This is a genomic window from Streptomyces sp. SA15, assembly GCF_002291145.1.
In the GTDB taxonomy this organism is placed as follows: Bacteria; Actinomycetota; Actinomycetes; order Streptomycetales; family Streptomycetaceae; genus Streptomyces.
The window spans coordinates 78,699-101,081 of sequence record NZ_NTGE01000215.1; the positions used below are offsets into that span (position 1 = coordinate 78,699).

Here is a 22,383-nt window from a genome sequence, read left to right on the forward strand (position 1 = left end):
CCGTCGCATCCCAGCGACGGGCGTCACCATCGGTGCCGGCACTCATTTCCGGTCCGGGCCGCCGGTCTCCGCCGACGGCCCCCCACCGCCTCGGCGGACCTCAACTCCGGGTGAAGCGGTACGTCTTGCTGTCCGTCAGGACGCAGATGCCCGGCGATACGACGATCATGCGCAGGGTGCCGCTACGGCGGTCGCAGTCGGTTGACGCCGGGCGTCGGGAAGACCAGCAGCCGGTTCATGGTGCCGTACTCGCCCGCCGGCATCCACTGTCCGCCGGGTGAGACGGCGACCCAGGAGTTGTTCAGTGCCTCGCCGGGGCTCAGCGTGTGGACGTACTCCGACCAGTTCCCGCCCGGCGACAGCAGGGCGGCGGTGAGGGAGGCGAGGGCGGCGAGGACGGTACGGCGACGCTGCCGGGCACGCAGGGGCAGGGAGGCGACTCCTCGGTGGGGGGTGGGCGTGGTCGGCGCACAGTCCGGCCCGAGCGAGTAGCCATGTGCAGACCAATAAGAGGGGACGTCGGCCGTCGGCTCGGCTACGGTCTCGGTGTGGCTTCGCCGGACGGCCGCCGCCGTATTGAGGGATGGTGGTAAAAGCCGACGGCGGCGTCGCGGTGACGGTTGAGCGCGGTAGAACAAGGGGAGTCGGCACGGGGGAACGGCGTGCCGCGAGGATGGGCGAAGGCGGTGCGTGGCATGAGAGCAGCCGGGATTCCCGGGCCCGAGGGCGAGGAGCCGGTGCGCGGGCCGGTGCGGCCCAGCGGGCTGCTCGATGTGCTCGGCGTGGCCTCGGTGGTCCTGGACACCGAGGGCCGCGTCGTGCTGTGGAGCCCGCAGGCGGAGGAGCTGTTCGGCTACACGGCGCAGGAGGCGCTCGGGCAGTACGCCGCCCGGATCATGGTCCACGAGCAGCACCTCGATCTGGTGGTCAAGCTGTTCGCCGACGTCATGGACACCGGCGAGGGCTGGGCCGGGGCCTTTCCCATCCGGCGCAAGGACGGCAGCACACGGCTCGTGGAGTTCCGCAACATGCGGCTGCTGGACGACCAGGGCGACGTCTACGCCCTGGGCCTCGCCGCGGACCAGTCGACCGTACGGCGGCTGGAGCGGGACGTGGCGCTGTCGACCCGGATCGTCGACCAGTCCCCGATCGGGCTGGCGGTGCTGGACACCGATCTGCGGTACGTCTCGGTCAACCCGGCGCTGGAGCGGCTCAACGGCATACCGGCCGAGGACCACCTCGGCCGGACCGTCCGCGAGATCCTGCCGCACATCGACGCCGAAGCCGTCGAGTCGGCGGCACGTCAGGTGCTGGAGACCGGCCGGGCGGTCGTCGACCGGCGGACCGTCGGCCGTACACCGGCCGATCCGGGCGAGGAACACGCCTGGTCGGTCTCGCTCTACCGGCTGGAGGACTCGCTCGGCACCGCGCTGGGCGTGGCCGTCTCGGTGGAGGACGTCACCGAGCAGCACCTGGCAGCCGTCGAGGCGGAAGCCGCGCGGCGGCGCCTGGCCCTGGTCGCCGACGCCTCCACCCGCATCGGCACGACCCTGGACCTGGACCGCACCGCCCGCGAGCTGGCCGAGGTGGCCGTGCCCGACCTCGCCGACGTCGCGGCCGTGGACCTGCTGGAGGCGGTGGTACAGGGCAGGCCCAGCACCCTCGGCCCCGCCGAGCCCGCGGTGTTCCGCGCGCTGGCCGTCGAGGCGGACCGCGCCCCGGACGCCCTGAGCGCGGCCGACCCGCCCGGGCAGGTCGCCCGGTACGCCTCCGACCGCCTGGTCACCGAGTGCGTCCGCACGGGCCGCCCCGTCCTGGTGGAGCGGGTCGAGAGCAAGGACCTGCCCCGCATCGCGCGTTCCGAGGAAGCGGCCGAGCTGCTGGCCCGGGCGGGCGTGCACTCCTATCTGGCCGTACCGCTGATCGCGCGCGGCGAGGTGCTCGGCGCCATGGACCTCAAACGCGCCCGCAATCCGCTGCCGTTCGGCGAGGACGACCTGCTGCTGGCGCGTGAACTGGCGTCCCGCGCTGCCGTGCAGATCGACAACGCCCGCTGGTACCAGAACGCCCGCGACACCGCCCTCACCCTGCAGCGCAGCCTGCTGCCCAGCCATCCGCCCGTGACCGGCGGACTGGAGGTCGCCTCCCGCTACCAGCCCGCGGGCGCCACCGCGGAGGTCGGCGGCGACTGGTTCGACGTGATCCCGCTGGGGGGCGGCAAGACCGCGCTCGTCGTGGGTGACGTGATGGGCAGCGGCATCACCGCCGCCGCGACCATGGGCCGGCTGCGTACCGCGACGACCACCCTCGCCTCCCTCGAACTCGACCCCGCCCGGCTCCTGGAACACCTCGACAAGATCACCGAGGGCCTGGACCACTCCATCGCCACCTGTGTGTACGCCGTCCACGACCCCGCGCTGCGACAGTGCAGGATCGCGAACGCGGGGCACCTGCCGCCGGCCCGGCTGCGCGCCGGGCGTCCCCCGGAGCTGCTCGACCTGCCCACCGGCGTGCCGCTGGGCGTGGGCGGCATCGCCTTCTCCACCACCACCGTCGATCTCGCCCCCGGCGACCGGCTGGTGTTCTACACCGACGGCCTCGTCGAGACCCGGCAGCATCCCCTCGACGAACGCCTCGACGCCCTCCTGACCCTCCTCGACGGCCCCGACCTCCCCCTGGAGGAGGTCTGCGACCTCCTGCTGCGCACCCTGCACCAGCCGGACAACTCCGACGACGTGGCGCTGCTCATCGCGCGGGTGCGGACGTCGGACGAGGACCCCAGCGGCGTGTGACACCCGTGCCGGGAGCGTGATTCTCACAGGAACCGATTACCTGTTCCTTACCGGCCGCGTCCCACAATCACAGCAGGACTTGGCGGCGCGGACGCCGGGTGCCGTGGCCGAGGGGAGCGAGTCGTGACGCACGATCCGGAGCAGGGACACACCGCCGGCGGCGAGCCGCCCGACCGGCACGCCGAGACGGGCGCGGACTGGGAGGTGCTCGCGGGTCCCGGCGGAGCGGAACCGGAGCGTACGACGGGCGCGGCCCTGCACGGGCTGTGGCAGCGGCGGTCCGCCCGGGCCCGCACGGTCATCGCTGCGACCGCGGTCGCCGTGCTGGCCCTCGGCGGCACGGTCGCCTACGCCGCCACCTCGGGGAATTCGGGCACCTCGGGTGACGAGGCCCTGCCCGCGGCCTCCGGCTCCGCGTCACCGTCACCGGACGGCCCCGAACGGCACGGCCGCGGGCCGTGGTTCCTCGGCGGTGACGCGGTGCACGGCGAGTCGACCGTGAAGGACCGTGAGACCGGCGACTGGCTCGTCCGGGTCTGGCAGCGGGGCACCGTGGAGAAGGTGGACGGCGACCAGATCACGGTCAAGAGCGAGGACGGGGCAACGTGGGCGTGGACCGTGGACTCGGACACCAAGGCCTTCCCCGACGACACGTCGGCGGCCGACGCCCTCAAGGAGGGCGAGACGGCCTACCTCGTCGGTACCCGCTCCGACGACGGCACCAGGACCGCCATGCGTGTCCTCTCGGGCACCTGGGAGGACAGGAAGGGCTCCGACGACTGGCGCGGCAAGTTCCCCGGCCATCCCGGTCACGGCTTCCGGGGCGGGCAGAAGCCGAGCCCTTCGGGCAGTGGCGCGGCGGCCTGACGTCGGGCTCGGTCAGGCCGAGGTGCCCACTGAGCCCCGCTCGTCCTGCCGGGCCCGCTCGTGCCGTGGGAGCAGCAGCGGCGTCGCGAGCATCAGCAGGCCGGCCAGGGCGATCGCGGTGCGGGTTCCGGTGAGAGCGGCCAGCAGTCCCCACAGGGCGGTCAGGGCCGCGGTGGTGAGTTTGCCGGTGACCGACCACGCGGACAGGGTGCGGGCCACGCGGTCGGTCGCGGTGTGTTCGAGCCGGTAGGTGGCGAGCACCGGGTTGTACACGCCCACGCACATGATCAGCCCGAACTCCACGGCCATGACGAGCACGAGCCCGGCGGCCCCGGGCCCGACGAAGGCCAGTCCGAGCGACCAGCACGCGCGCAGTGCCCCGGCGGTGAGCAGCACCCGGTGCTGCCCGTACCGTGCGACCAGGCGCCGGGCGAGGCGCGAGCCGATCAGGCCGCCCACGCAGGGGACCGCGAAGGCGAGGCCGTACTGCCAGGCGGCGAAGCCCAGGTGGCCGAGCATGAGGACGGCGAGCAGCGGCGAGGTCGCCATGATCAGGCCGTTGACCAGGACCGTGTTGAGGAACAGAGGGCGCAGGACGGGGCTCGTCAGGATGTACCGCCATCCTTCGAGCAGGGCGCCGGCGCGGAAGCCTTGCGGTGGGTCGGTGCGCACGGGCCGCGGCTCCTTGCCGCCGATCGCGCGGATCCCCACGGCCGACAGCAGGTAGCTGACGGCGTCGGCCACCACGGTCGTCACCGGGCCGAACAGCCCGATCGCGGCCCCGCCGACGGGCGGTCCGAGCACGGTGGCGGTCCATGTCGTGGCCTCCAGGCGGCCGTTCGCGACGAGCAGGTCCTCCCGCGGCACGAGCGCCTTGAGACAGGCACCGGAGGCCGCGATGAAGGTGATGTCGGCCGCCGCGACGACCACCGACACGATCAGGAGCTGGGCCAAGGTGAGCCCGCCGAGTGCGAACGCGGCGGGGACGCTCAGCAGGGCCGCGCACCGGATCAGGTCCATCGCGACCATCACCGGCCGCTTGCGGCGGAACTCCACCCACGGTCCGAGCGGCACCGCCACCGCCGCCCCCACCGCGAGCCCCGCGGCCGCCAGCGCCGCCACCTCGCTCGGCCCGGCGTGCAGAACGAGCACCGCGATCAGGGGGAACGCGTCGAACGCGAGCCGCGTACCGAACGTGCTGACCCCGTACGCCGCCCACAGCAGACCGAATGGCCGCCCCAGCGACCGCCTCACCGACACGCCCCGCCCCACCCCTCACCGCCACCCTCGAACAACCTGCCGTTGACCAGCGCCATCAAAGCGGGAAGCGGGTCGGCCGATCAAACAACCGCCGCGTCGGACAGCCACAACCGAACGTTGTACGTCCCCTAGGCTGACCGGCGTGGATCTCGATGCCGTACGCACCTTCGTCGCCGCCGCGGACGCGGGCAGGTTCCAGGAAGCCGCCGCCACCCTCTCGATCACCCAGCAGGCCGTCTCCAAGCGTGTCGCCGCCCTGGAGAAGGACCTCGGGGTACGGCTGTTCACCCGCACCGCGCGCGGAGCGCGGCTCACCATCGACGGGCAGGCGTTCCTGCCCCACGCGCGTGAACTCCTGCGGTCCGAGGAACGGGCGGCGGCCTCCGTACGGCCCGGGCGGCGTGCCCTGCGGGTCGATGTGATCGGCCGACGGCTCGCCCCGGCGGCACTGCTGGGCGACTTCCACCGCACGCACCCCGGAACCGAACTCGACGTCGTGACCCTCTTCGACGCCGACGCGGCCCTCACGGCCGTCCGGTCCGGCACGATCGACGCGTCCTTCCGGGCCGTCACCGTCCCCGCGCGGCAGCTGCCCGACGGCATCGTGACGGACCGGGTCTACGACGAGCCCCTACAGCTGGTCACCGGGCCGGCGCACGCCTTCGCCGACGCACGTACCCTGCGGCCCGAGCAGTTGGCCGGGCACCGGATCTGGATGCCGGGCCTGGTCGCCGGTACCGAGTGGGCCGTCTTCTACGACGACCTCGCCGCCGAGTTCGGGCTCACCATCGAGGCGACCGGTCCGGACTTCGGCACCGAGCCGCTCCTGGACACGATCGCCGACTCCCCGACACTGGCGACCTTCGTCGGCGAACGGACCCGCCTCGTCTGGCCCGCCGACGAGGACCTGCGGCGTATCCCCGTACAGGACCCGACACCGGTGTACCCGCACTCACTCATCTGGCGGGACGACAATCCGCATCCCGCGCTCACCGCACTCCGGGTGCATCTCGGGTCCGCCCGACCCGCCCCGGGGTCGTGGATGCCGAAGTGGGCGCGGTAGTTCCTCGGTGGGGGCGGCCGGCTCGGACAGGGCGGCCTGGCGCAGGTGCCCGGCAAGCGCGGCGGCGGACGCGGGCCGTTCCTTGACGCCCCAGGCCAGCAGAAGCCGGCGGCGCGCCCAGGCGTCCCGCAGTTCGCACACGTCGAGTGGCCGGCTCGGGTCGAGGGCGCGGCGCGGTACGACCGCGAGGCCGACACCGGCGGCCGCGAGGGCGACCAGGACGTTGAGGTCGGCGACCGTGGTGCGGTACCGCGCCACCGGGGCGTGGGGACCGAGGTGCCGCTCGATCCAGCGGCGCAGCGAGGAGTCGGCGTCGAGCCCGACGAGCGGGTGCTCGGCGGCCTCGCTGTAGGTCACCGCGGTCCGGTCGGCGAGAATCCCGCCTCGCTGACCGACCACGACGAGGGAGTCGTCGCCGAGGACCTCCATGTCGAGGCCGCAGTCGCGGGCCTCGTCGTCGACGACGACTCCGAGGTCCGCCTCGCCGTCGGCGAGCGTCCGCACGGTGTGCGGGGTACGGCTCTCGCGGACCGTGACGTCGACGTCCGGGTGCGCGCGGAGGAACGAGACCAGGGCCTGCGGCACGAGCCGGTGCATCGCGGAGCCGCCGCTCAGTAGGGTCAGCGGTGCGGTCGGGGACCGGGTGTAGCCGGCGACGGCACTGTCGAGCCGGGCCGTGCGGTCGAGGACCTCGCGGGCGTGCCGGGCCAGTGTCGTGCCCGCGGGGGTGGGCCGTACGCCCCGCCGGCCGCGGATCAGCAGGGTCACACCGGCGTGGTGCTCCAGTGCCCGCACCCGCGCGCTGGCCGAGGGCAGGCTCAGGTGCCTGCGTCGGGCGCCCGCGGTGATCGATCCCTCTGCCACGACGGCGAGGAAGAGCCGCAGATCGTCCAGGTCGTAGCGCACCCTCGTGAGCCTATGGCACAGCCTTGGGCTGGGTGCGTCGATGCCGCATTGTGAGCCCACCGGTCACGGGGCGATGCTCGGCGGGTGTCCGAGACGCTGCTCGTCCTGCTGGCCGGTGTCGCCGCCGGCGCGCTGAACGCGGTCGGGGGTGGCGGCACGTTCGTCGCGCTGCCCGCGCTGGTCGCGGTCGGCCAGTCCCCGGTGACGGCGAACGCGTCGTCGACCATCGCCCTCGTCCCCGGCTCGGTGGTCGGCGCCTGGGTCTACCGTCGCGAACTCGCCCCGGTCGGCACCACTTCCACGACGGCGCTGACCACGGCGAGTGTCATCGGGGGCGGCATGGGCGCCGGCCTGCTGCTGGCGCTGCCGTCGGAGGCGTTCGACGCGGCGGTGCCGTGGCTGCTGGCGTTCGCCACGGTGCTGCTGGCGTTCGGGCGCCGCGTCTCCGGTGCGCTGAGCAGCGCGCTGGACCGCCCGCTCGGGATGGGTTCCAGGACCGTACTGGCCGGCCAGTTCCTGCTCTCCGTGTACGGCGGATACTTCGGCGGTGCCGTAGGCATCATGATGCTGGCCCTGTGGAGCATCGGCCTCGGTCTCGACGCCGCGGCCGGCAATCCGATGCGGGTCGCCCAGGTCGCGGCCGTCTATCTCAGCGCGACCGCGCTGTTCCTCGTCGCCTCCGACGCCCTCAGCTCTCCGCTGGTGCTCACCACGATGCTGGCCGGCGCGGTGGCCGGCGGCTTCGGCGGCGCCCACCTCGCCCGCCGCCTCCCGGCCCGGCTGCTGCGCGGCGCCGTCCTGACGACCGCCGTGACCATGACGGTCCTGTACTTCCTTCGCGGGTGACTCGGCAGGGGCGCGGGGTGTTTCAGTCGGCCGGTCGGCGGTAGCCGGTGAGGGCTGCGGCTGTACCGACGAAGGCGAGGAAAGGGTAGGGCAGCGATGGGATACGACCTGATCGTCGTCGGTGCCGGTTCGGCGGGCGGGGTGCTGGCCGATCGTCTCTCCGCCGATCCCGACCGCTCGGTGCTGTTGCTGGAAGCGGGCCCGGACTTCGGTACGACGGCGCGGGAGCAGCCCGCCGAGATCGCCGATGCCGACGACCTCACCGAGACCTCCTACGACTGGGGGTACACCAGTGAGCCGGGTGCCGGCGGCAGGCGCGTCCCCCTGTTCGCGGGCCGGGTGGTCGGCGGCAGTTCGGCGACGAACAACGCGATGGCGCTGCGCGGCCAACCCGCCGACTACGACGCGTGGGCCGACCTCGGCAATCCCGGCCTCGGCTTCGCCGATGTGCTGCCGTACTTCCGCACCGTGGAACGAGACCTGGACTTCACCGACGACTGGCACGGCAGCGCGGGGCCGGTGCCGGTCAAGCGCCCCCGTCCCGCCGAACTGACGCCGGTGCAGCGGGCGTTCACGGACGCCTGCGTGGCCGCCGGGTACCCCGCGGTCGCCGACCACAACGCCCCCGGCGCGCACGGGGCCGGGCCGATGCCGTTCAACCAGGTCGGTGGGGTCCGCCAGTCCACCGCGCTGACCTACCTCGCGGCGGCGCGGCAGCGGCCCAACCTCACCGTCCGCGGCGGTGTGCTCGTCGAGAAGGTGGTGCTGAAGGGGACTCGTGCCGTCGGTGTGCGACTGGCCGAGCCGGCCGAGACCATCCACGCCGGCCTCGTCGTGCTGGCGGCCGGCGCGTACGGGTCGCCGCTGCTGTTGCTGCGCTCCGGCATCGGCCCGGCCGAGGAACTCCGTGAGGCCCGGATCGAGGCGCGGGTCGACCTGCCCGGCGTCGGGCGCGACCTGCGGGATCACCCGCTGCTGCGGCTGCCCTTCGCCGCCACCGTGCCGGAAGGAACACCCGCGTTGCAGACCATGCTCACCTGTGCGGGCAACGGTGAGGAGGCCGGCCCCGACCTGCAGATCTTTCCCGCGGGGCCGATGGCGGTCGACGGCGAATCGCTGTGCCACCTGCTCGTCGCGGTGATCGCCCCGCGCTCCCGCGGCACCCTGCGGCTCCGCGCCGACGGCCCGGACAACCGGCCCGCCATCGACCCTCGTCTGCTGGACCACCCCGACGATCTGAACCGCATGGTGGCCGGCATCCGGCTCGCACACGAGATCGCCGATACCGGGCCGCTGGCGGCACTGCTGACCCCAGGGCGGCCGGTCCGTGACGCCACGGACGCCGACCTCGCGGCCATGGCGCACGCGCAGACCGCCTCGTATCAGCATCCGGTCGGTACCTGCCGGATGGGACCCGAGCACGACCCGTCCGCCGTGACCGACACCCGGGGCGCCGTGCGTGGGGTCGACGGGCTGCACGTCGTGGACGCGTCGACCATGCCGGGCATTCCGCGGGCGAACACCAACCTGCCCACGCTGATGCTCGCCGAGCGGTTCGCCGCGGCGTGGTCCGCGTCATGAGAATTGACGGCGTCTCAAGTTCAGGAGCTGGTGCCGATCACGACGTTGGCGTACATCTCCTCGGACACCGCCAGGCGGGTCTCCAGGCCGCTGCGGTTGAAGGCGTCGACGGCCGTCGGCGCCTGGCGTTCGCTCGTCTCGACCAGCAGACAGCCGCCGGGGGCGAGCCACCGGGGCGCTTCGGCCGCGACCCGGCGCAGGACGTCCAGGCCGTCCGTGCCTCCGTCGAGCGCGACCAGCGGCTCGTGGTCGCGTGCCTCGGCGGGCAGGAGCCCGACTTCGCCGCTGGGGACGTACGGCACGTTCGCCGCGAGGACGTGGACACGGCCGCGCAGGTCACCGGGGAGGGCGTCGAACAGGTCGCCCTCGTGGACGTGGCCGCCGACGGCGGCGACGTTGCGGCGGGCGCAGCGCACCGCGGCCGGGTCGATGTCGGCGGCGTGCAACTCGATCCGGCCGAGCGAGGCGGCCAGCGCGGCCCCGACGGCGCCCGAGCCGCAGCACAGGTCCACCACGACGGACGCGTCGGGGACGTGGGCGAGGGCCTGTTCGACGAGGAACTCGGTACGGCGGCGGGGCACGAACACGCCGGGTTCCACGGCGATGCGCAGCCCGCGGAACTCGGCCCAGCCCAGGACGAGTTCGAGGGGCTGACCGGCGACCCTGCGGTCCACCAGGGTGGCCAGCTCGTCCGGGGTGCGCGCGGTGGCCAGGATCAACTCCGCCTCGTCCTCGGCGAAGACACAGCCGGAGGCACGGAGCGCGGCTACGACGGAGTCACGAGAAGACGCATGAGAAGGGGACGGCGACTGCGGGGAAAGTGGAGGCATGAAAGCCGAGAGCCTTTCGGAAGCCGAAGGGCGCTCCCGCGGTCACCTACGGCGGTGATCCGCGCCGGTTCGAGGAGAGAGCACCCGACCTGACAGTGCGGTAATGGGTCTCACCTCCTCGGTACTTCACGGCTGGGACCGCCCGCAGCCGGAAGGCCACACAGTACCCCAACGCGCCAAGTCGTCTTACGCGACCGGGAACCGCCGCGGTGCCCGCGCCGTTGCGAACACCGTCGTACGGCGCTGCCGGAAACCCAGGGACTCGTAGAGCCGGATGGCGTTGGTGTTGCCGGCGCCGGTGTGCAGGAAGGGGGTTTCGCCGCGCTCCCGGATGCCGTGGGAGACGGCGAGGATCAGCCGGGTCGCCAGGCCCTCGCCGCGGACGACGGGGTCGGTGCAGACCGCGCTGATCTCGGTCCAGCCCGGCGGGTGCAGCCGCTCCCCCGCCATGGCGACGAGGGCACCGTGCCGCCGTATGCCGAGGTAGGTGCCGAGCTCGATGGTGCGGGGCAGGAAGGGGCCGGGCCGGGTGCGGGCGACCAGGTCGAGCATCTCGGGCACGTCGGCGGGGCCGAGGCGGACCGCCTCCGGGTCCGGGGCCGGGATCACACCGTCGTCCACCATCTGCACGCCCTCGATCCTTTCCGTGACCTCCCAGTCGTCGGGGACCCGCCCCCGGAAGCCGAGCAGCGGGACCTCGGGGCCGGCGAGCGCCGCGACGTCGGCCCAGTCGTCGGTGTCGGGCTCGTCGGGCAGGGCCAGCCACGGCGTGACGTCGACGGGGTAGCGCAGCACCCGGCCGCGCCGCTCGGCGAAGTGGGCGTGCGGGCCGGTGAGGGCGGCCAGGGCGGGGTTGTCGAGGACGTGCGGTGCGTCGACGGTCCGCGGGGCCTCGGTGGTGTGCGGTGCCTCGGTGGTCATCGGGCGACCTCGATCACGACCTTGCCGCGGGCGTGGCCGTCCTCGACCGTGCGCAGGGCCTCGCCTGCCCGGTCGAGCGGGAACGTCCGGGTGACGTGGGGGTCGAGCTCGCCTTTGACCACGAGGTGGGCGACCGCCTCCAGGACCGCGGCGGTGCGCGCCCGGGCCACGCGGGCTCCGCCCAGCCGCTCCACCTCCTCGGGCGGGGCGCCGGCCGTGATCAGCTTCGTCCGGTCGGTGAGCAGCAGAGCCGCCTCGGCCAGTACCTCGCCGCCCACGAGGTCGTAGACCCCGTCGACGCCGTCCGGCGCGGCCGCCCGCACCCGCTCGGCCCAGCCCGGGCCGGACGGCACGTGCACGGCCCCGAGCGACTCGACGAAGTCCTTCTTTCCCTTGCTAGCGACGCCGACGACGCCCAGTCCGAAGGCCCGGGCGATCTGCACGGCCGCCGCGCCCACCCCGCCGCCCGCGCCGGTGACCAGCAGGGTCGCCCCCGAAGGCAGGTCGAGCTGGCGTATCCCGTCGTAGGCGGTCGCGGCGGCTACGGGCAGGGTCGCGGCGTCGGTGAAGTCCAACGCGGCGGGCTTGTGCGCGGTCACCGCGGCGGGCAGCAGTGCGTACTCGGCGTAGGCCCCGGCCACCGTATTGCCGAAGACCTCGTCCCCCGCGGCGAATCCCTCGACGCCGTCGCCGGTCGCCTCGACGATCCCGGCGACCTCGCTGCCGAAGACGGCCGGGAACACGCGCTCGCCGCTCCCGGGGCGGCGGTAGCCCGTGCGCAGCTTCCAGTCGATGGGGTTCACGCCCGCGGCACGCACCGCGACCAGGACCTGTCCGGGGCCCGGGACGGGCCGGTCCACCTCGACGAGGGCCTCGGTCTCCGGTCCGCCGTACCGCGTGAAGACATACGCCTTGGGCACTGCTCCCACTCTCCTTCGCTGCGCCGGGACACCGGTTTGTGCGCCGGGACACCAGTTCTAAAGGACCACCGGATGTGGCAACAGTCGGCAAGGAAGATCGGCGGTCCGCTATTCCCCGGACGCCGGAGAGTTCATACGGCCTTCAAGTTCTTACGGTCTTCACGATCCCGGGGCCGGCCCGCGCGCCGGGCGTGCCTGACATGCACGTACGGTTGACCGCGTAAGCAATCACCACCGTCGTCACGCTGGAACCGTATGAACGTCACCCGAGGCTTCACCGGGCGCGCCCGCATCGACAATCCGAGGCTGCCGCCCGGCCAGTACGACGCGGGCGACGACTGGCCCGTCCTGTCCGCGGAGGTCACCCCTGAACTGGCGCCCGCCGACTGGACCTTCCGCATCGACGGCCTGGTGGAGCAGCCGCACACCTGGGACTGGGAGGCGGCGCACGAGCTGCCGGCGTCGGCGTACGAGGGCGACATCCACTGCGTGACCAGCTGGTCGAAGTTCGGAGTGCGGTTCGGGGGCGTGTCGCTGGACGCGTTCCTCCATGTGGTGCGGCCACATGGGTCCGCCACCCACGCGGTCGCCTACTCGCACACCGGCTACACGACGAACCTGCCGCTCGCCGACCTCACCGGCGGACGGGCCTGGATCGCCTGGGAGTTCGACGGCAAGCCGCTTGCCGCCGAGCACGGCGGTCCGGCGCGGCTGCTGGTGCCGCACCTGTACTTCTGGAAGAGCGCCAAGTGGATCGCGGGCCTGCGGCTCCTCGACCACGACGAGCCGGGCTTCTGGGAGCAGAACGGCTACCACGCCCGCGGCAACCCCTGGGAGGAGCAGCGGTACTCCGGTGACTGAGACCTTCACTCCCGGGGCCTTCACTCCCCCGACGCGGTTCGCCGTGCCCGGGCGGATCGCCGTGAGCGACCGGGCCGCCTCGGTGTGGCAGACGGCCACGCTCACCGAGATCCGCCGCGAGACCCCGCACGCGTCCACGTTCCGGTTCGCGGTGCCCGCGTGGGCGGGTCATCTGCCCGGTCAGCACCTGATGCTGCGGCTGGTCGCCGCGGACGGCTATGTGGCGCAGCGCCACTATTCGATCGCGTCCGCGCCCGAGGACTCGGGGCACATCGAGCTGACCCTGGACCACGTCGAGGGCGGTGAGGTCTCGGGCTGGTTCCACACGGTGGCCAGGCCTGGTGACGAGGTCGAGGTGCGCGGCCCGTTGAGCGGCTTCTTCGCCTGGCCCGGCGACCGGCCCGCGCTGCTGATCGGCGCCGGTTCCGGGGTCGTACCGCTGATGTCGATGGTGCGGCACCACCGGATGCGCGGCCTGTCCGTGCCGCTGCGGATGCTGGTGTCGGCCCGCAGCCCGCGGGAGCTCGTCTACGCGCGGGAGGTGGGAGCGGAGACGACGGCCGTGTTCACGCGGAGCGCGCCGGAGGGTGTGCCGGTGGGACGTATGGCGGCCGGACATGTGACGCCGCTCCTGGCCGAGCAGCCTCCTGGTGGGTGGGAGGCCTATGTGTGCGGCTCCAACGCCTTCGCCGAGCACGCCTCGCGGCTGCTCGTCGAGGCCGGCCAGCCCGTGGACCGTATCCGGATCGAACGCTTCGGCTGACGGGCGGAACCGTCACCTCCTGGCCGGTTCGGCGGCCTCCGGCGTCCGTCCCCGTACCGCCCGGCGTTTCGGCGGGACCCGGCTGGGCACTCCTGTCCGGCGGTCACTTGTGGTGATCGTCGGTGAAGGAGGCCAGTGGGGGTACCCGTGTGGGAGCTCGCAGACGTGCGCGGTGCGGAGGTCGACATGCGAACCCGGGTGCGCGGCTGGCGCTGGCGGCGCAATCCGCTCAGGCGCCGGTCGGACGTCCTAGAGGCATGGATGGTCGTGGCCGTCGGTCTGCTGCTGTTCGTGGGCGCTCCCCTGGCGGGCGCGGTCGCGGGCTGGTGGGCCCATGGCGAGGCGCGGGCGGTCGCGGCGGAACAGCGTGCCGATCGCCATCGCGTCCGTGCCGAGGTCCTCGGCCGGACCCCCGACTCGCTGCCCTCGGTGCAGGGCGGCCGGGAGCACGCCTACCGCGCGACCGTGCGCTGGACCGATCCCGACAGCGGCCTGCGGACGGGCACGGCACGTGTCCCGGCGGGCACGCACCGGGGTGAGGTGATCGACGTGTGGTTCGACGGCAAGGGCCGGAGTGTGCTCCCGCCGCCGGACGAGAGCGCGGTCTGGCAGCACACGCTCACCCTCGGCTTGTGTGCCACCGGAGGCGCGGTCGCGGGGGTGCTCCTCGTCCGCTCCGTCGCGCGCGGTGCGCTCAACCACCGCCGGATGGCCGCCTGGGAACGGGAGTGGGCCCTGACCGAGCCGCAGTGGACCCGCCGCCGGGCATGACCGGCCCGGTCCCCGCCCGCCGGGACGAGGTGCCGTTCACACCCCCTGCTGCATCCGCCGCGCGATCCCCCCGTGCGTCCGCAGCGCGTCCGCCAGCCCGGCCAGGACCGGCTCGCCCCGGTCGACGAGGACGCGGCCGGCGACCACCGTCGTCCACGCGCGGGCGGGCCCGCAACGCAGCCACGCCTCCACCGGGTCGGTCCACGCACCGGCGAGCGCGACCTCGTGCAGGTCCCAGACGACGAGGTCGGCGCACGCCCCGGGCCGCAGATGCCCCAGCTCGTCCGCGCGGCCCAGACAGCGGGCCGAGCCGCGCGTCGCCAGGTCGAGGGCGTCCCGCGCGGTCATCGCGCCGGGCCCGCCCCGGTAGCGCCCGAGCAGCAGCGCCCCGCGGGTCTCCATCCACAGCGAGGCGTGGTCAGTGGAGGCGGAGCCGTCGCAGCCGATGCCGACGGGCATGCCCAGCTCGCGCATCTCGCGCACCCGGGCGGTGCCCCCGCCGATCAGCATGTTGGAGCTCGGGCAGTGCGCGACGCCGACGCCCGCGGCCGCGAGGCGGCGCAGCTCGTCCTCGCTGGGGTAGATGCAGTGGGCGACCCAGGTGCGGTCGCTCATCCAGCCCGTCTCCTCGAAGTACTCCACGGGCCGGCAGCCGTAGGTCTGAAGGCAGTAGGCGTCCTCGTCGCGGTCCTCGGCGAGGTGGGTGTGCAGCCGTACGTCGTACCGCTCGGCGAGTTCCGCGGTGGCCGTCATCAGCCCCTTCGTCACCGAGAACGGCGAGCAGGGCGCGAGCGCGACCCGTACCAGCGCGCCGGGTTCCGGGTCGTGGTGCGCCTTGATGACGCGCTCGCTGTCGGCGAGGACCTCGTCGTCGGTCTGCGTGACGCTCCGCGGCGGCAGCCCGCCGTCCTCCACGGAGCGGGTCATGGAGCCGCGGGTGGCGTGGAAGCGGAAGCCGATGTCGCGTGCGGCGCGGATCTCGGCGTCGACCAGGCGCGGGCGGGGGTGGACGTAGAGGTGGTCGGAGGAGGTGGTGCAGCCGCCCATCAGCAGCTCGGCCATGCCGACGTAGGCCGACACGTAGGCGGCCTCCTGGTCGAGTGCGGCCCACAGCGGGTACAGGGTGGTCAGCCAGTCGAAGAGCGAGCCGTTCACGGCGGGGGCGTAGGAGCGGGTGAGGTTCTGGTAGATGTGGTGGTGCGTGTTGACCAGGCCCGGGGTGACCAGGCGCCCGACGGCGGAGACGGTCGTTCGGGCCTCGGGTTCGCTGCCGGCCGGACCGACCGCGGTGACCCGACCTCCCGTGACGGCCACCCAGCCGCCCGGGATCTCCCGCTCGCCGTCCACGACGAGCAGTTCGGCGTCCCTGACCAGCAGTTCGACCGCGTTGACCGGCACCTCGGCGGCAGACGTCATGTCGTCATCGTAGGCGCGTACCGAGGCAAAGACCTGGCGAGTCGTCCGACCACCCACGTACGGTGTGATCATCCGCACGCCCTCTTCACAAAGGCGGTTCCAGATGGCCCTGTTCGACCTTCCCCTCGACGAGCTCCGCGAGTACCGCAGCGCGTCGACCGAGCCCGAGGACTTCGACGCGTTCTGGTCGAAGACGCTTCAGGAGGCCCGCGAGCACGATCTCGACGCGCGCTTCGAACTCGTCGACACGGGCCTGTCCACGGTGAAGGTCTACGACGTGACGTTCGCCGGGTTCGGTGGCCACCCGGTGAAGGGCTGGTTCACGATCCCCGCCGAGGTCTCCGCGCCGATTCCGGTGGTCGTGGAGTTCATCGGGTACGGCGGCGGGCGCGGGCTGCCGCACGAGCATCTGCTGTGGGCGTCGTCGGGCCGGGCGCACTTCGTGATGGACACGCGTGGCCAGGGCAGCGGCTGGGGCGGCGGTGGCGGAACCGCGGACCCGGTGGGCGGCGTGCCGGCCTACCCCGGTTTCATGACCCGGGGTATCGACGCCCCGGAGAACTACTACTACCGCCGGGTGTTCACGGACGGCGTGCGTGCGGTGGAGGCGGCCCGTTCCCACCCGCTGGCCGACCCCGCGCGCACGGTCGCCCTCGGGGGCAGCCAGGGCGGCGGCATCGCGATCGCGGTGGGCGGGCTGGTCCCGGACCTGGCGGCGGTCGCGCCGGACGTGCCGTTCCTGTGCGACTACCCGCGCGCGGTGACGGTGACGGACCGTCACCCGTACCGCGAGATCGCCCTCTACCTCAAGACGCACCGCGGCCGCGGCGAGGACGCGCTGCGTACGCTCTCCTACTTCGACGGCGTGCACTTCGCGGCCCGCGGCCGTGCCCCCGCCCTGTTCTCGGCGGCTCTGGAGGACCAGACCTGCCCGCCGTCCACCGTCTTCGCGGCGTTCAACGCCTGGGCGCACGACGAGAAAGCGATCGAGGTGTACGACTTCAACGACCACGAGGGCGGCGGCCCCTACCAGGAGGCGGCCAAGCTGCGCTGGCTGCGCTCCCACGCCTGAGGGACCGGGCATGGAGACGGGGGTGGCCGCGGAGCGGTTCGTCCGGGTCTGGGAGCGCGCCTGGGCCGCACATGACGTTCGGGCGCTGCTGGAGTTGTACGCCGAGGACTGCGTCCACCGCTCCATGCCGTTCCGTGAGCCGCACCGCGGCCGGGACGGGCTGGCCGAGTATCTGCGCTGGTCGTTCGCCGAGGAGCGGGTGACGGACGTGCGGTTCTCGGCTCCCGTCGTCGGCGCGGACGGGGTCGCGGTGGCTGAGTTCCGGGTGCTGGCCGAGGAGGGCGGCTCGGCGTCCACGCTCGCCGGCTGTGTCTTCGTGCGGTTCGACGACGCCGGCCTGGCCGTCGAGACCCGCGACTACTGGCATGTGGCCGAGGGGCACCGGGAGCCGACGGGATCACTGTTCTTCCACTGAGCCGCTTTGCCCCTACCCTTCCGCGCTGTCCGACCAGTCGGTATGTTCATGGCGCCCGGGTCGCCATGTCACCGCCCGGGGTTCCCGACGGACGACGGAGGGTCCATGTCCCAGCACGTACCAGCGGTCCACGGCCACTGCGATGAACGCTTCGCGGCGGTACGGACGGCGTTCGAGGAGAACTTCCGGGACCGCGGCGAACTGGGCGCCGCGGTCACCGTCACGGTCGACGGCGAGACCGTGGCTGACCTGTGGGGCGGCTGGGCCGACCCGGCGCGCACCCGCCCCTGGGAGCGCGACACGCTGGTCAACGTGTGGTCGACGTCGAAGGGCCCGGTGGCGCTGTGCGCGCACATCCTGGCGGACCGGGGGCTGCTCGACTTCGACGCGCCGGTGGCCGTGTACTGGCCGGAGTTCGCCGCGGCGGGCAAGGAGAAGGTGTCGTACGGCATCTGCTGTCCCACCGGTCCGGGCTGTCCGGCCTGCGGGAGCCACACACTCTCGCCCAGCTCTGCGACTGGGAGTTGACGACGAAGCGGCTGGCGGAGACAGAGCCCTGGTGGGAGCCGGGGACGCGATCCGGGTATCACGCGCTGACCTACGGCTTCCTGGTCGGGGAGGTCGTGCGGCGCGTCTCGGGACTGCTGCCGGGGGCGTTCCTGGAGCGGGAGGTGACCGGGCCGCTCGGGATCGACTTCCGCATCGGCCTGCCGGAGAAGGAGGCCGGGCGGGCGGCCGAACTGGTGCATCCGCCGGCCGCGTCGAGCAGCGAACAGGCGGCGATCTTCAGCCAGTTGGGGCCGGCGGCGCTGGCCGCCCTGGGCAATCCCGCGGTGGGTGCGGCGGAGGCCAACACGCCCGAGTGGAGAGCCGCGGAGATCCCCGCCGCGAACGGCCACGGCACCGCACGTGCCGTGGCCGCGCTCTACGGCGTCTTCGCGGGGCAGGGCTCCTACGACGGCCACCGCATCATCTCCCCCGAGGCGGCCGAGCGGGTCCGCGAGGGACAGGGCAGCTGCCGCGACCTGGTGCTCGGTGCCGGTTTCGAGGGCGAGACCGAAGTCGGGCTCGGTCTGTGGCTCAGCGGCCCGAACAACTCCTACGGGCCCAATCCGCGGGCTTTCGGACACGACGGCTTCGGCGGCTCGTGCGGTCTGGCCGACCCGGAGGCGCGGGTGTCGCTGGGCTACGTGATGAACCGTATGGGGCCTCACATCGCCGACGACCCGCGGAAGATGGCACTCGTGGACGCCCTGTACAGCGTGCTGTGACGGTTGGTCAGGGCGGGCGGTTGCACGGCACAGGCTCGGTCACGGCAGTCGGCGGGCCACGACCATCCGGACCCGCGGGCTGCCGTCCCGCCGCCGCCCGAACTCGGGCAGGGGGTGCAACTCCACCTGGAATCCGGCCCGTTCCAGCTCCCGCCGTACGTCCGGGAGCCGGAAGGCCCGGTAGTACATGACGAACGGCGGACGCCACACGGCGTTGCGCACCCTCATCACGGCGTCGAAGCCCAACAGCATCCAGTAGGCGCGGGACGCGGGGGGCGGCGGCGCGACGACGGGGAAGGCGAAGCGTCCGTCCGGCCGCAGCACGGAGTGGACCTGGGTGAACAGGCCCGGCAGTTCGCGCGGCAGGAAGTGTCCGAACGCCCCGAAGCTCACGACGAGGTCGAAGGCGGGGGCGAAGGGGAGCGCGCGGGCGTCCGCGCGCACCCAGGAGACGCGCGGCCTCGCGGACCGCACGCGCTCCCGCGCCACGGCGAGCATGCCGGCGCTGAAGTCGACCCCGGTCACCCCGTGTCGGCACACCCGGGTCAGCACCTCGGCCCCGGCACCGGTGCCGCAGCACAGGTCGAGTCCTTGGTCGAAGGTGCCGAGCCGGCCCAGCGCCGCGCCGACGGCGTCGAGCACCGAGTCGGGTGTGCGGAAGGGGGTGTGGTCGAACTTCGGGGCGAGCAGGTCGTATCCGCGCTCGACGGACGACAGCGCCTGAACGGCGAGTTCGCGCAGACTGGGACCCTCGGGGCTGAACATCGGGGTCAGCCTAGAGGAGCGCGCTGTGTGAGGACTGTGAGAACGCGCTCGCACCAGCGCAGGTTCTCCTTCTCGAAGGCGATTCCGCCCATGAGCGTGAGGTACGGGCCGATACGGTCGGCGTCCCGCAGGTACTCCTCCTCGGTCCGTCCGTCGAGGAGCCGTTCGCGCACGCGCTCGTAGCGTGCCAGCTTCCCGCGCGCCCAGGCCACGCGTTCCTCCACCAGCGCGCGGGTCGCCTCCGGGTCGGCGCCGTCCATGGCCTGGATCTTGATCAGGAGTTCGTCCCTGAGGGCGGTGGGCCGCCGGGTCGGTGCGACGGCGAAGGCACTCAGCTCCCGGCGGCCGGCCTCGGTGAGCGTGAACATGCGCTTGTCGGGCCGGCGCTCCTGCCGCACCACCCGGGCCTGGACCAGCCCGTCCTGGGCGAGGCGCTCCAGCTCCCGGTAGAGCTGCTGCGGCGTCGCCGGCCAGAAGTTCGCGAGCGACACGTCGAAGCCCTTGGACAGCTCGTAACCCGAGGCCTCCCCCTCCAGCAGGGCGGCCAGGACGGCGTACTTCAGGGACATATGGACACGCTAGCAGGAGGTGACTAATCTACTCCGCACCTACTCAACTAATTGACTATGGAGACTTCGATGCGCGCATTCCGTGAGGCGGTCGAGGCGCACGACCTCGACGCGGCCGAGGCGTTGCTGGCCGAGGACGTGGTCTTCACGAGTCCGGTCGTGTTCAAGCCGTACGCCGGAAAGGCCATCACCGCCGCGATCCTGCGGGGTGCGGCACGAGTCTTCGAGGACCTCCGCTACGTCCGTGAGCTGAGCGGCCCGGACGGCCGCGACCACGCGCTGGTCTTCACTGCCCGCGTGGGCGACCGCGAGGTCGACGGCTGCGACTTCCTCCACCTCGACGAGGACGGCCTGATCGACCGCTTCATGGTCATGGTCCGTCCGCTGTCGGGGGCGCAGGCCCTGGCGGCGGCGATGGGCGCGCAGTTCGAGCGGATCACCGAGGAGGCGGAGGCACGCCTCGCCTGAGCGGGCGCCGACCGCTCCCCGCGTCACACGGGCTGTCGGGGCAGGGCCTGCTCGGTCCAGATGATCTTTCCGTTCGGGGTGTAGCGGGTCCCCCAGCGGTCGGTGAGCTGGGCGACCAGGAAGAGTCCGCGCCCGCCCTCGTCCTCCGTGCGGGCACGGCGCAGCCGGGGCGAGGTGCTGCTGCCGTCGGAGACCTCGCAGATCAGGGCGCGGTCGCGGAGCAGGCGCAGCTGGAGCGGGCCGGCGGCGTGCCGGATGGCGTTGGTGACCAGTTCGCTGGCGACGAGTTCGGTGGTGAAGGCCATCTCGTCCAGGCCCCAGGCGGCCAGCTGGTCGGTGACCGCCGCGCGGGAGCGGGAGACCACCGCAGGGTCGCTGGGCAGCTCCCACTGGGCGACCCGTTCGGACCCCAGGGCGTGCGTGCGGGCGACGAGCAGGGCCACGTCGTCCCTCGGCCGGGTCGGCAGCAGCTCGTCGAGGACGGCCTCGCAGGTGTCCTCCGGTGCCCGGTCGGGGTGGGCCAGCACGGTACGCAGTTGGTCGAGGCCGGTGTCGAGGTCCCGGTGCCGGTCCTCGATCAGGCCGTCGGTGTAGAGCACGATCTGGCTGCCCTCGGCCAGCTCCAGCTCGACGGTCTCGAAGGGCATCCCGCCGAGCCCGAGCGGCAGCGCCGAGGGCAGGTCGACGAACTCCACGGCTGCGTCGGGGCCGACGATCGCGGGGAGGGGGTGCCCGGCGCGGGTGAGGGTGCAGCGCCGGGACACCGGATCGTAGACGGCGTACAGGCAGGTGGCTCCGACGATGCCGGAGTCCGCCTGGGTGTTCTCCACCGCCCAGCCCTCGCCCCGGTCGAGCCGTCCGACGAGGTCGTCGAGGTGGGTGAGCAGGTCGTCGGGTGGCAGGTCCAGGGAGCAGAAGTTGTGCACGGCGGTACGCAGCCGGCCCATGGTCGCCGCGGCGTGCAGCCCGTGGCCGACGACGTCACCGACGACCAGCGCGACCCGGGCGCCGGACAGCGGGATGACGTCGAACCAGTCGCCGCCCACGCCGGCCTGTGCGGGCAGATAGCGGTAGGCGACGTCGACGGCGTTCTGCTCGGGCAGGCCGCGGGGCAGCAGGCTGCGCTGGAGGGCGAGGGCGGTGTTGTGCTCACGGGTCCAGCGGCGGGCGTTGTCGATGCAGATGGCGGCGCGGCCGGCCAGTTCCTGGGCCAGCGAGAGGTCGTCCTCCTCGAAGGGGGCGGGCTTCTCGGAGCGGTAGAAGCTGACCACGCCGAGGGTCGCGCCGCGCGCCCGCAGCGGCACGGTGATCAGGGAGTGGATGCCTGCCGCGAGCACCCGTTCCAGCCGGGGCGGATCCTGGGCGAGCCAGCCGCCTGCCTCGACGAGTACGGGTTCGAGGACGGACTGCCGGCTCTCCAGGCTGCGGGCCTGCGGGGTGGACGGGACGTAGTCGACCGCGTCGCCGACGCCGTACAGGTGGGACTCCTCGTGCACGGCGCCCAGCGCGACCCGGCGCAGCACGGTGTCCGCTCCGAGCAGTCCGGGCTCCTCGCCGTGCAACACCGCGTCGGGGAGGTCCACGGCGGTGAAGTCGGCGAACCAGGGCACGGTCACCTCCGCCAGCTCCTCGGCCGTGCGGGTGACGTCCAGGGTGGTGCCGATGTGGACACTCGCTTCGTGCAGCAGCTCCAGCCGCCTGCGGGCCAGTACGGCGAGTCGGCCGACGCCGGGCTCACCGACGAGCAGCAGCCGGCCGTCGGCGCCGATGACGTCCCCGTCGGCCTCCGCGTCGGTGGACGAGGGCGCGGGCGGGATGGTCAAGGGCGGCGCGGCCACCGATGCCTGCGGAGCCGGCAGGGCCGACAGGAGTGCCGTGGCCGACGAGGCGGCCGGAGCCGGCCCGGACGGCGGCCGACAGCGCCACCGACGTTCTCCAGCCGCTGATCACAATCACCCGCGGTCTGCGCCGGCTGACATCGGCCGGGCGGCGCAATTGGGCCGACACCCCCAAGGACAGGCGCGCG

General features: G+C 73.2%; 19 protein-coding genes and 4 pseudogenes. 13 read left to right on the top strand and 10 right to left on the bottom strand.

Annotation, left to right across the window (positions count from 1 at the left end; all coding sequences use genetic code 11):
* Window positions 1-100 precede the first annotated feature (100 nt).
* A pseudogene (locus tag CLM62_RS46335) lies at window positions 101-359 on the bottom strand (hypothetical protein); the annotation flags it as partial.
* 336 nt (window positions 360-695) lie between these two features.
* Between CLM62_RS46335 and CLM62_RS46340 the strand changes: the two are divergent.
* The gene (locus CLM62_RS46340; RefSeq protein WP_095755925.1) at window positions 696-2,792 is read left to right on the top strand and encodes a SpoIIE family protein phosphatase; all 2,097 of its coding nucleotides are present in this window, start codon (window positions 696-698) and stop codon (window positions 2,790-2,792) included.
* Between the two features lie 123 nt (window positions 2,793-2,915).
* A complete protein-coding gene (locus CLM62_RS46345; protein ID WP_095755926.1) occupies window positions 2,916-3,659 on the top strand; it encodes a DUF5666 domain-containing protein in 744 nt (247 codons plus the stop codon).
* Between the two features lie 12 nt (window positions 3,660-3,671).
* Here the strand turns inward: CLM62_RS46345 and CLM62_RS46350 are convergent, their stop codons facing one another.
* Window positions 3,672-4,919, bottom strand: a complete 1,248-nt coding sequence (locus CLM62_RS46350; RefSeq protein WP_095755927.1) for an MFS transporter — start codon at window positions 4,917-4,919, stop codon at window positions 3,672-3,674.
* A gap of 142 nt (window positions 4,920-5,061) precedes the next feature.
* Between CLM62_RS46350 and CLM62_RS46355 the strand changes: the two genes are divergently transcribed.
* A complete protein-coding gene (locus tag CLM62_RS46355) occupies window positions 5,062-5,982 on the top strand; it encodes a LysR family transcriptional regulator (protein WP_095755928.1) in 921 nt (306 codons plus the stop codon).
* Here the strand turns inward: CLM62_RS46355 and CLM62_RS46360 are convergent.
* Complete coding sequence (locus tag CLM62_RS46360) at window positions 5,872-6,888, bottom strand: LysR family transcriptional regulator (RefSeq protein WP_095755929.1); 1,017 nt, start codon at window positions 6,886-6,888, stop codon at window positions 5,872-5,874. The two genes, CLM62_RS46355 and CLM62_RS46360, sit on opposite strands and share 111 nt — an antisense overlap.
* 84 nt (window positions 6,889-6,972) lie before the next feature.
* Between CLM62_RS46360 and CLM62_RS46365 the strand changes: the two genes are divergently transcribed.
* Window positions 6,973-7,734, top strand: coding sequence for a sulfite exporter TauE/SafE family protein (locus tag CLM62_RS46365; RefSeq protein ID WP_095755930.1), 762 nt, complete (start codon window positions 6,973-6,975; stop codon window positions 7,732-7,734).
* Between the two features lie 96 nt (window positions 7,735-7,830).
* On the top strand, window positions 7,831-9,315 hold the full coding sequence (locus tag CLM62_RS46370; protein ID WP_095755931.1) for a GMC family oxidoreductase: 1,485 nt from the start codon (window positions 7,831-7,833) through the stop codon (window positions 9,313-9,315).
* Between the two features lie 20 nt (window positions 9,316-9,335).
* On the opposite strand, the gene CLM62_RS46375 is transcribed toward CLM62_RS46370, so the two are convergent.
* From CLM62_RS46375 to CLM62_RS46385, 3 genes are all read right to left on the bottom strand, one after another.
* Window positions 9,336-10,145 (bottom strand): putative protein N(5)-glutamine methyltransferase, encoded by an 810-nt coding sequence (locus CLM62_RS46375; protein WP_095755932.1) that lies wholly within the window; start codon window positions 10,143-10,145, stop codon window positions 9,336-9,338.
* 186 nt (window positions 10,146-10,331) lie between these two features.
* A complete protein-coding gene (locus CLM62_RS46380) occupies window positions 10,332-11,066 on the bottom strand; it encodes a GNAT family N-acetyltransferase (protein WP_095755933.1) in 735 nt (244 codons plus the stop codon).
* Window positions 11,063-11,986, bottom strand: coding sequence for an NADP-dependent oxidoreductase (locus tag CLM62_RS46385; protein ID WP_095755934.1), 924 nt, complete (start codon window positions 11,984-11,986; stop codon window positions 11,063-11,065). The genes CLM62_RS46380 and CLM62_RS46385 overlap by 4 nt, the downstream gene beginning before the upstream one ends.
* 255 nt (window positions 11,987-12,241) lie before the next feature.
* Here CLM62_RS46385 and CLM62_RS46390 point away from each other — a divergent pair, with 255 nt between their 5' ends.
* From CLM62_RS46390 to CLM62_RS46400, 3 genes are all read left to right on the top strand, one after another.
* Complete coding sequence (locus CLM62_RS46390) at window positions 12,242-12,847, top strand: sulfite oxidase-like oxidoreductase (protein ID WP_095755935.1); 606 nt, start codon at window positions 12,242-12,244, stop codon at window positions 12,845-12,847.
* Window positions 12,840-13,610 carry a ferredoxin reductase gene (locus CLM62_RS46395; protein WP_095755936.1) on the top strand — a complete coding sequence of 257 codons (771 nt, stop codon included), beginning with the start codon at window positions 12,840-12,842 and terminating at the stop codon, window positions 13,608-13,610. The genes CLM62_RS46390 and CLM62_RS46395 overlap by 8 nt, the downstream gene beginning before the upstream one ends.
* 186 nt (window positions 13,611-13,796) lie before the next feature.
* Entirely contained in the window at window positions 13,797-14,381 is a 585-nt protein-coding gene (locus tag CLM62_RS46400) for a hypothetical protein (RefSeq protein WP_095755947.1), read from the top strand.
* Between the two features lie 36 nt (window positions 14,382-14,417).
* Here the strand turns inward: CLM62_RS46400 and CLM62_RS46405 are convergent, their stop codons facing one another.
* Window positions 14,418-15,797 carry an 8-oxoguanine deaminase gene (locus CLM62_RS46405; protein WP_095755948.1) on the bottom strand — a complete coding sequence of 460 codons (1,380 nt, stop codon included), beginning with the start codon at window positions 15,795-15,797 and terminating at the stop codon, window positions 14,418-14,420.
* A 103-nt stretch (window positions 15,798-15,900) separates the two neighbouring features.
* Between CLM62_RS46405 and CLM62_RS46410 the strand changes: the two genes are divergently transcribed.
* The 3 genes and pseudogenes from CLM62_RS46410 to CLM62_RS46420 all read left to right on the top strand — a co-directional run bounded on the left by CLM62_RS46410 (window position 15,901) and on the right by CLM62_RS46420 (window position 18,555).
* Window positions 15,901-16,869 (top strand): acetylxylan esterase, encoded by a 969-nt coding sequence (locus CLM62_RS46410; protein WP_095755937.1) that lies wholly within the window; start codon window positions 15,901-15,903, stop codon window positions 16,867-16,869.
* A gap of 10 nt (window positions 16,870-16,879) precedes the next feature.
* Window positions 16,880-17,284: a nuclear transport factor 2 family protein gene (locus CLM62_RS46415; RefSeq protein ID WP_095755938.1), complete on the top strand. Its 405-nt coding sequence runs from the start codon at window positions 16,880-16,882 to the stop codon at window positions 17,282-17,284.
* A gap of 105 nt (window positions 17,285-17,389) precedes the next feature.
* Window positions 17,390-18,555: pseudogene (locus tag CLM62_RS46420) on the top strand (serine hydrolase domain-containing protein).
* 39 nt (window positions 18,556-18,594) lie between these two features.
* On the opposite strand, the gene CLM62_RS46425 reads toward CLM62_RS46420, so the two are convergent.
* Together CLM62_RS46425 and CLM62_RS46430 are read right to left on the bottom strand one after the other, a co-directional pair.
* Window positions 18,595-19,320: a class I SAM-dependent methyltransferase gene (locus CLM62_RS46425; RefSeq protein WP_095755939.1), complete on the bottom strand. Its 726-nt coding sequence runs from the start codon at window positions 19,318-19,320 to the stop codon at window positions 18,595-18,597.
* Window positions 19,321-19,325: 5 nt separating this feature from the next.
* The gene (locus tag CLM62_RS46430; RefSeq protein ID WP_095755940.1) at window positions 19,326-19,889 is read right to left on the bottom strand and encodes a PadR family transcriptional regulator; all 564 of its coding nucleotides are present in this window, start codon (window positions 19,887-19,889) and stop codon (window positions 19,326-19,328) included.
* 69 nt (window positions 19,890-19,958) lie between these two features.
* Here CLM62_RS46430 and CLM62_RS46435 point away from each other — a divergent pair, with 69 nt between their 5' ends.
* Window positions 19,959-20,357 (top strand): nuclear transport factor 2 family protein, encoded by a 399-nt coding sequence (locus tag CLM62_RS46435; RefSeq protein ID WP_095755941.1) that lies wholly within the window; start codon window positions 19,959-19,961, stop codon window positions 20,355-20,357.
* Between the two features lie 23 nt (window positions 20,358-20,380).
* Here CLM62_RS46435 and CLM62_RS46440 read toward each other — a convergent pair.
* A pseudogene (locus CLM62_RS46440) lies at window positions 20,381-22,267 on the bottom strand (SpoIIE family protein phosphatase); the annotation flags it as partial.
* Here CLM62_RS46440 and CLM62_RS53385 point away from each other — a divergent pair.
* Window positions 22,198-22,383: pseudogene (locus CLM62_RS53385) on the top strand (hypothetical protein); the annotation flags it as partial. The pseudogenes CLM62_RS46440 and CLM62_RS53385 sit on opposite strands and share 70 nt — an antisense overlap.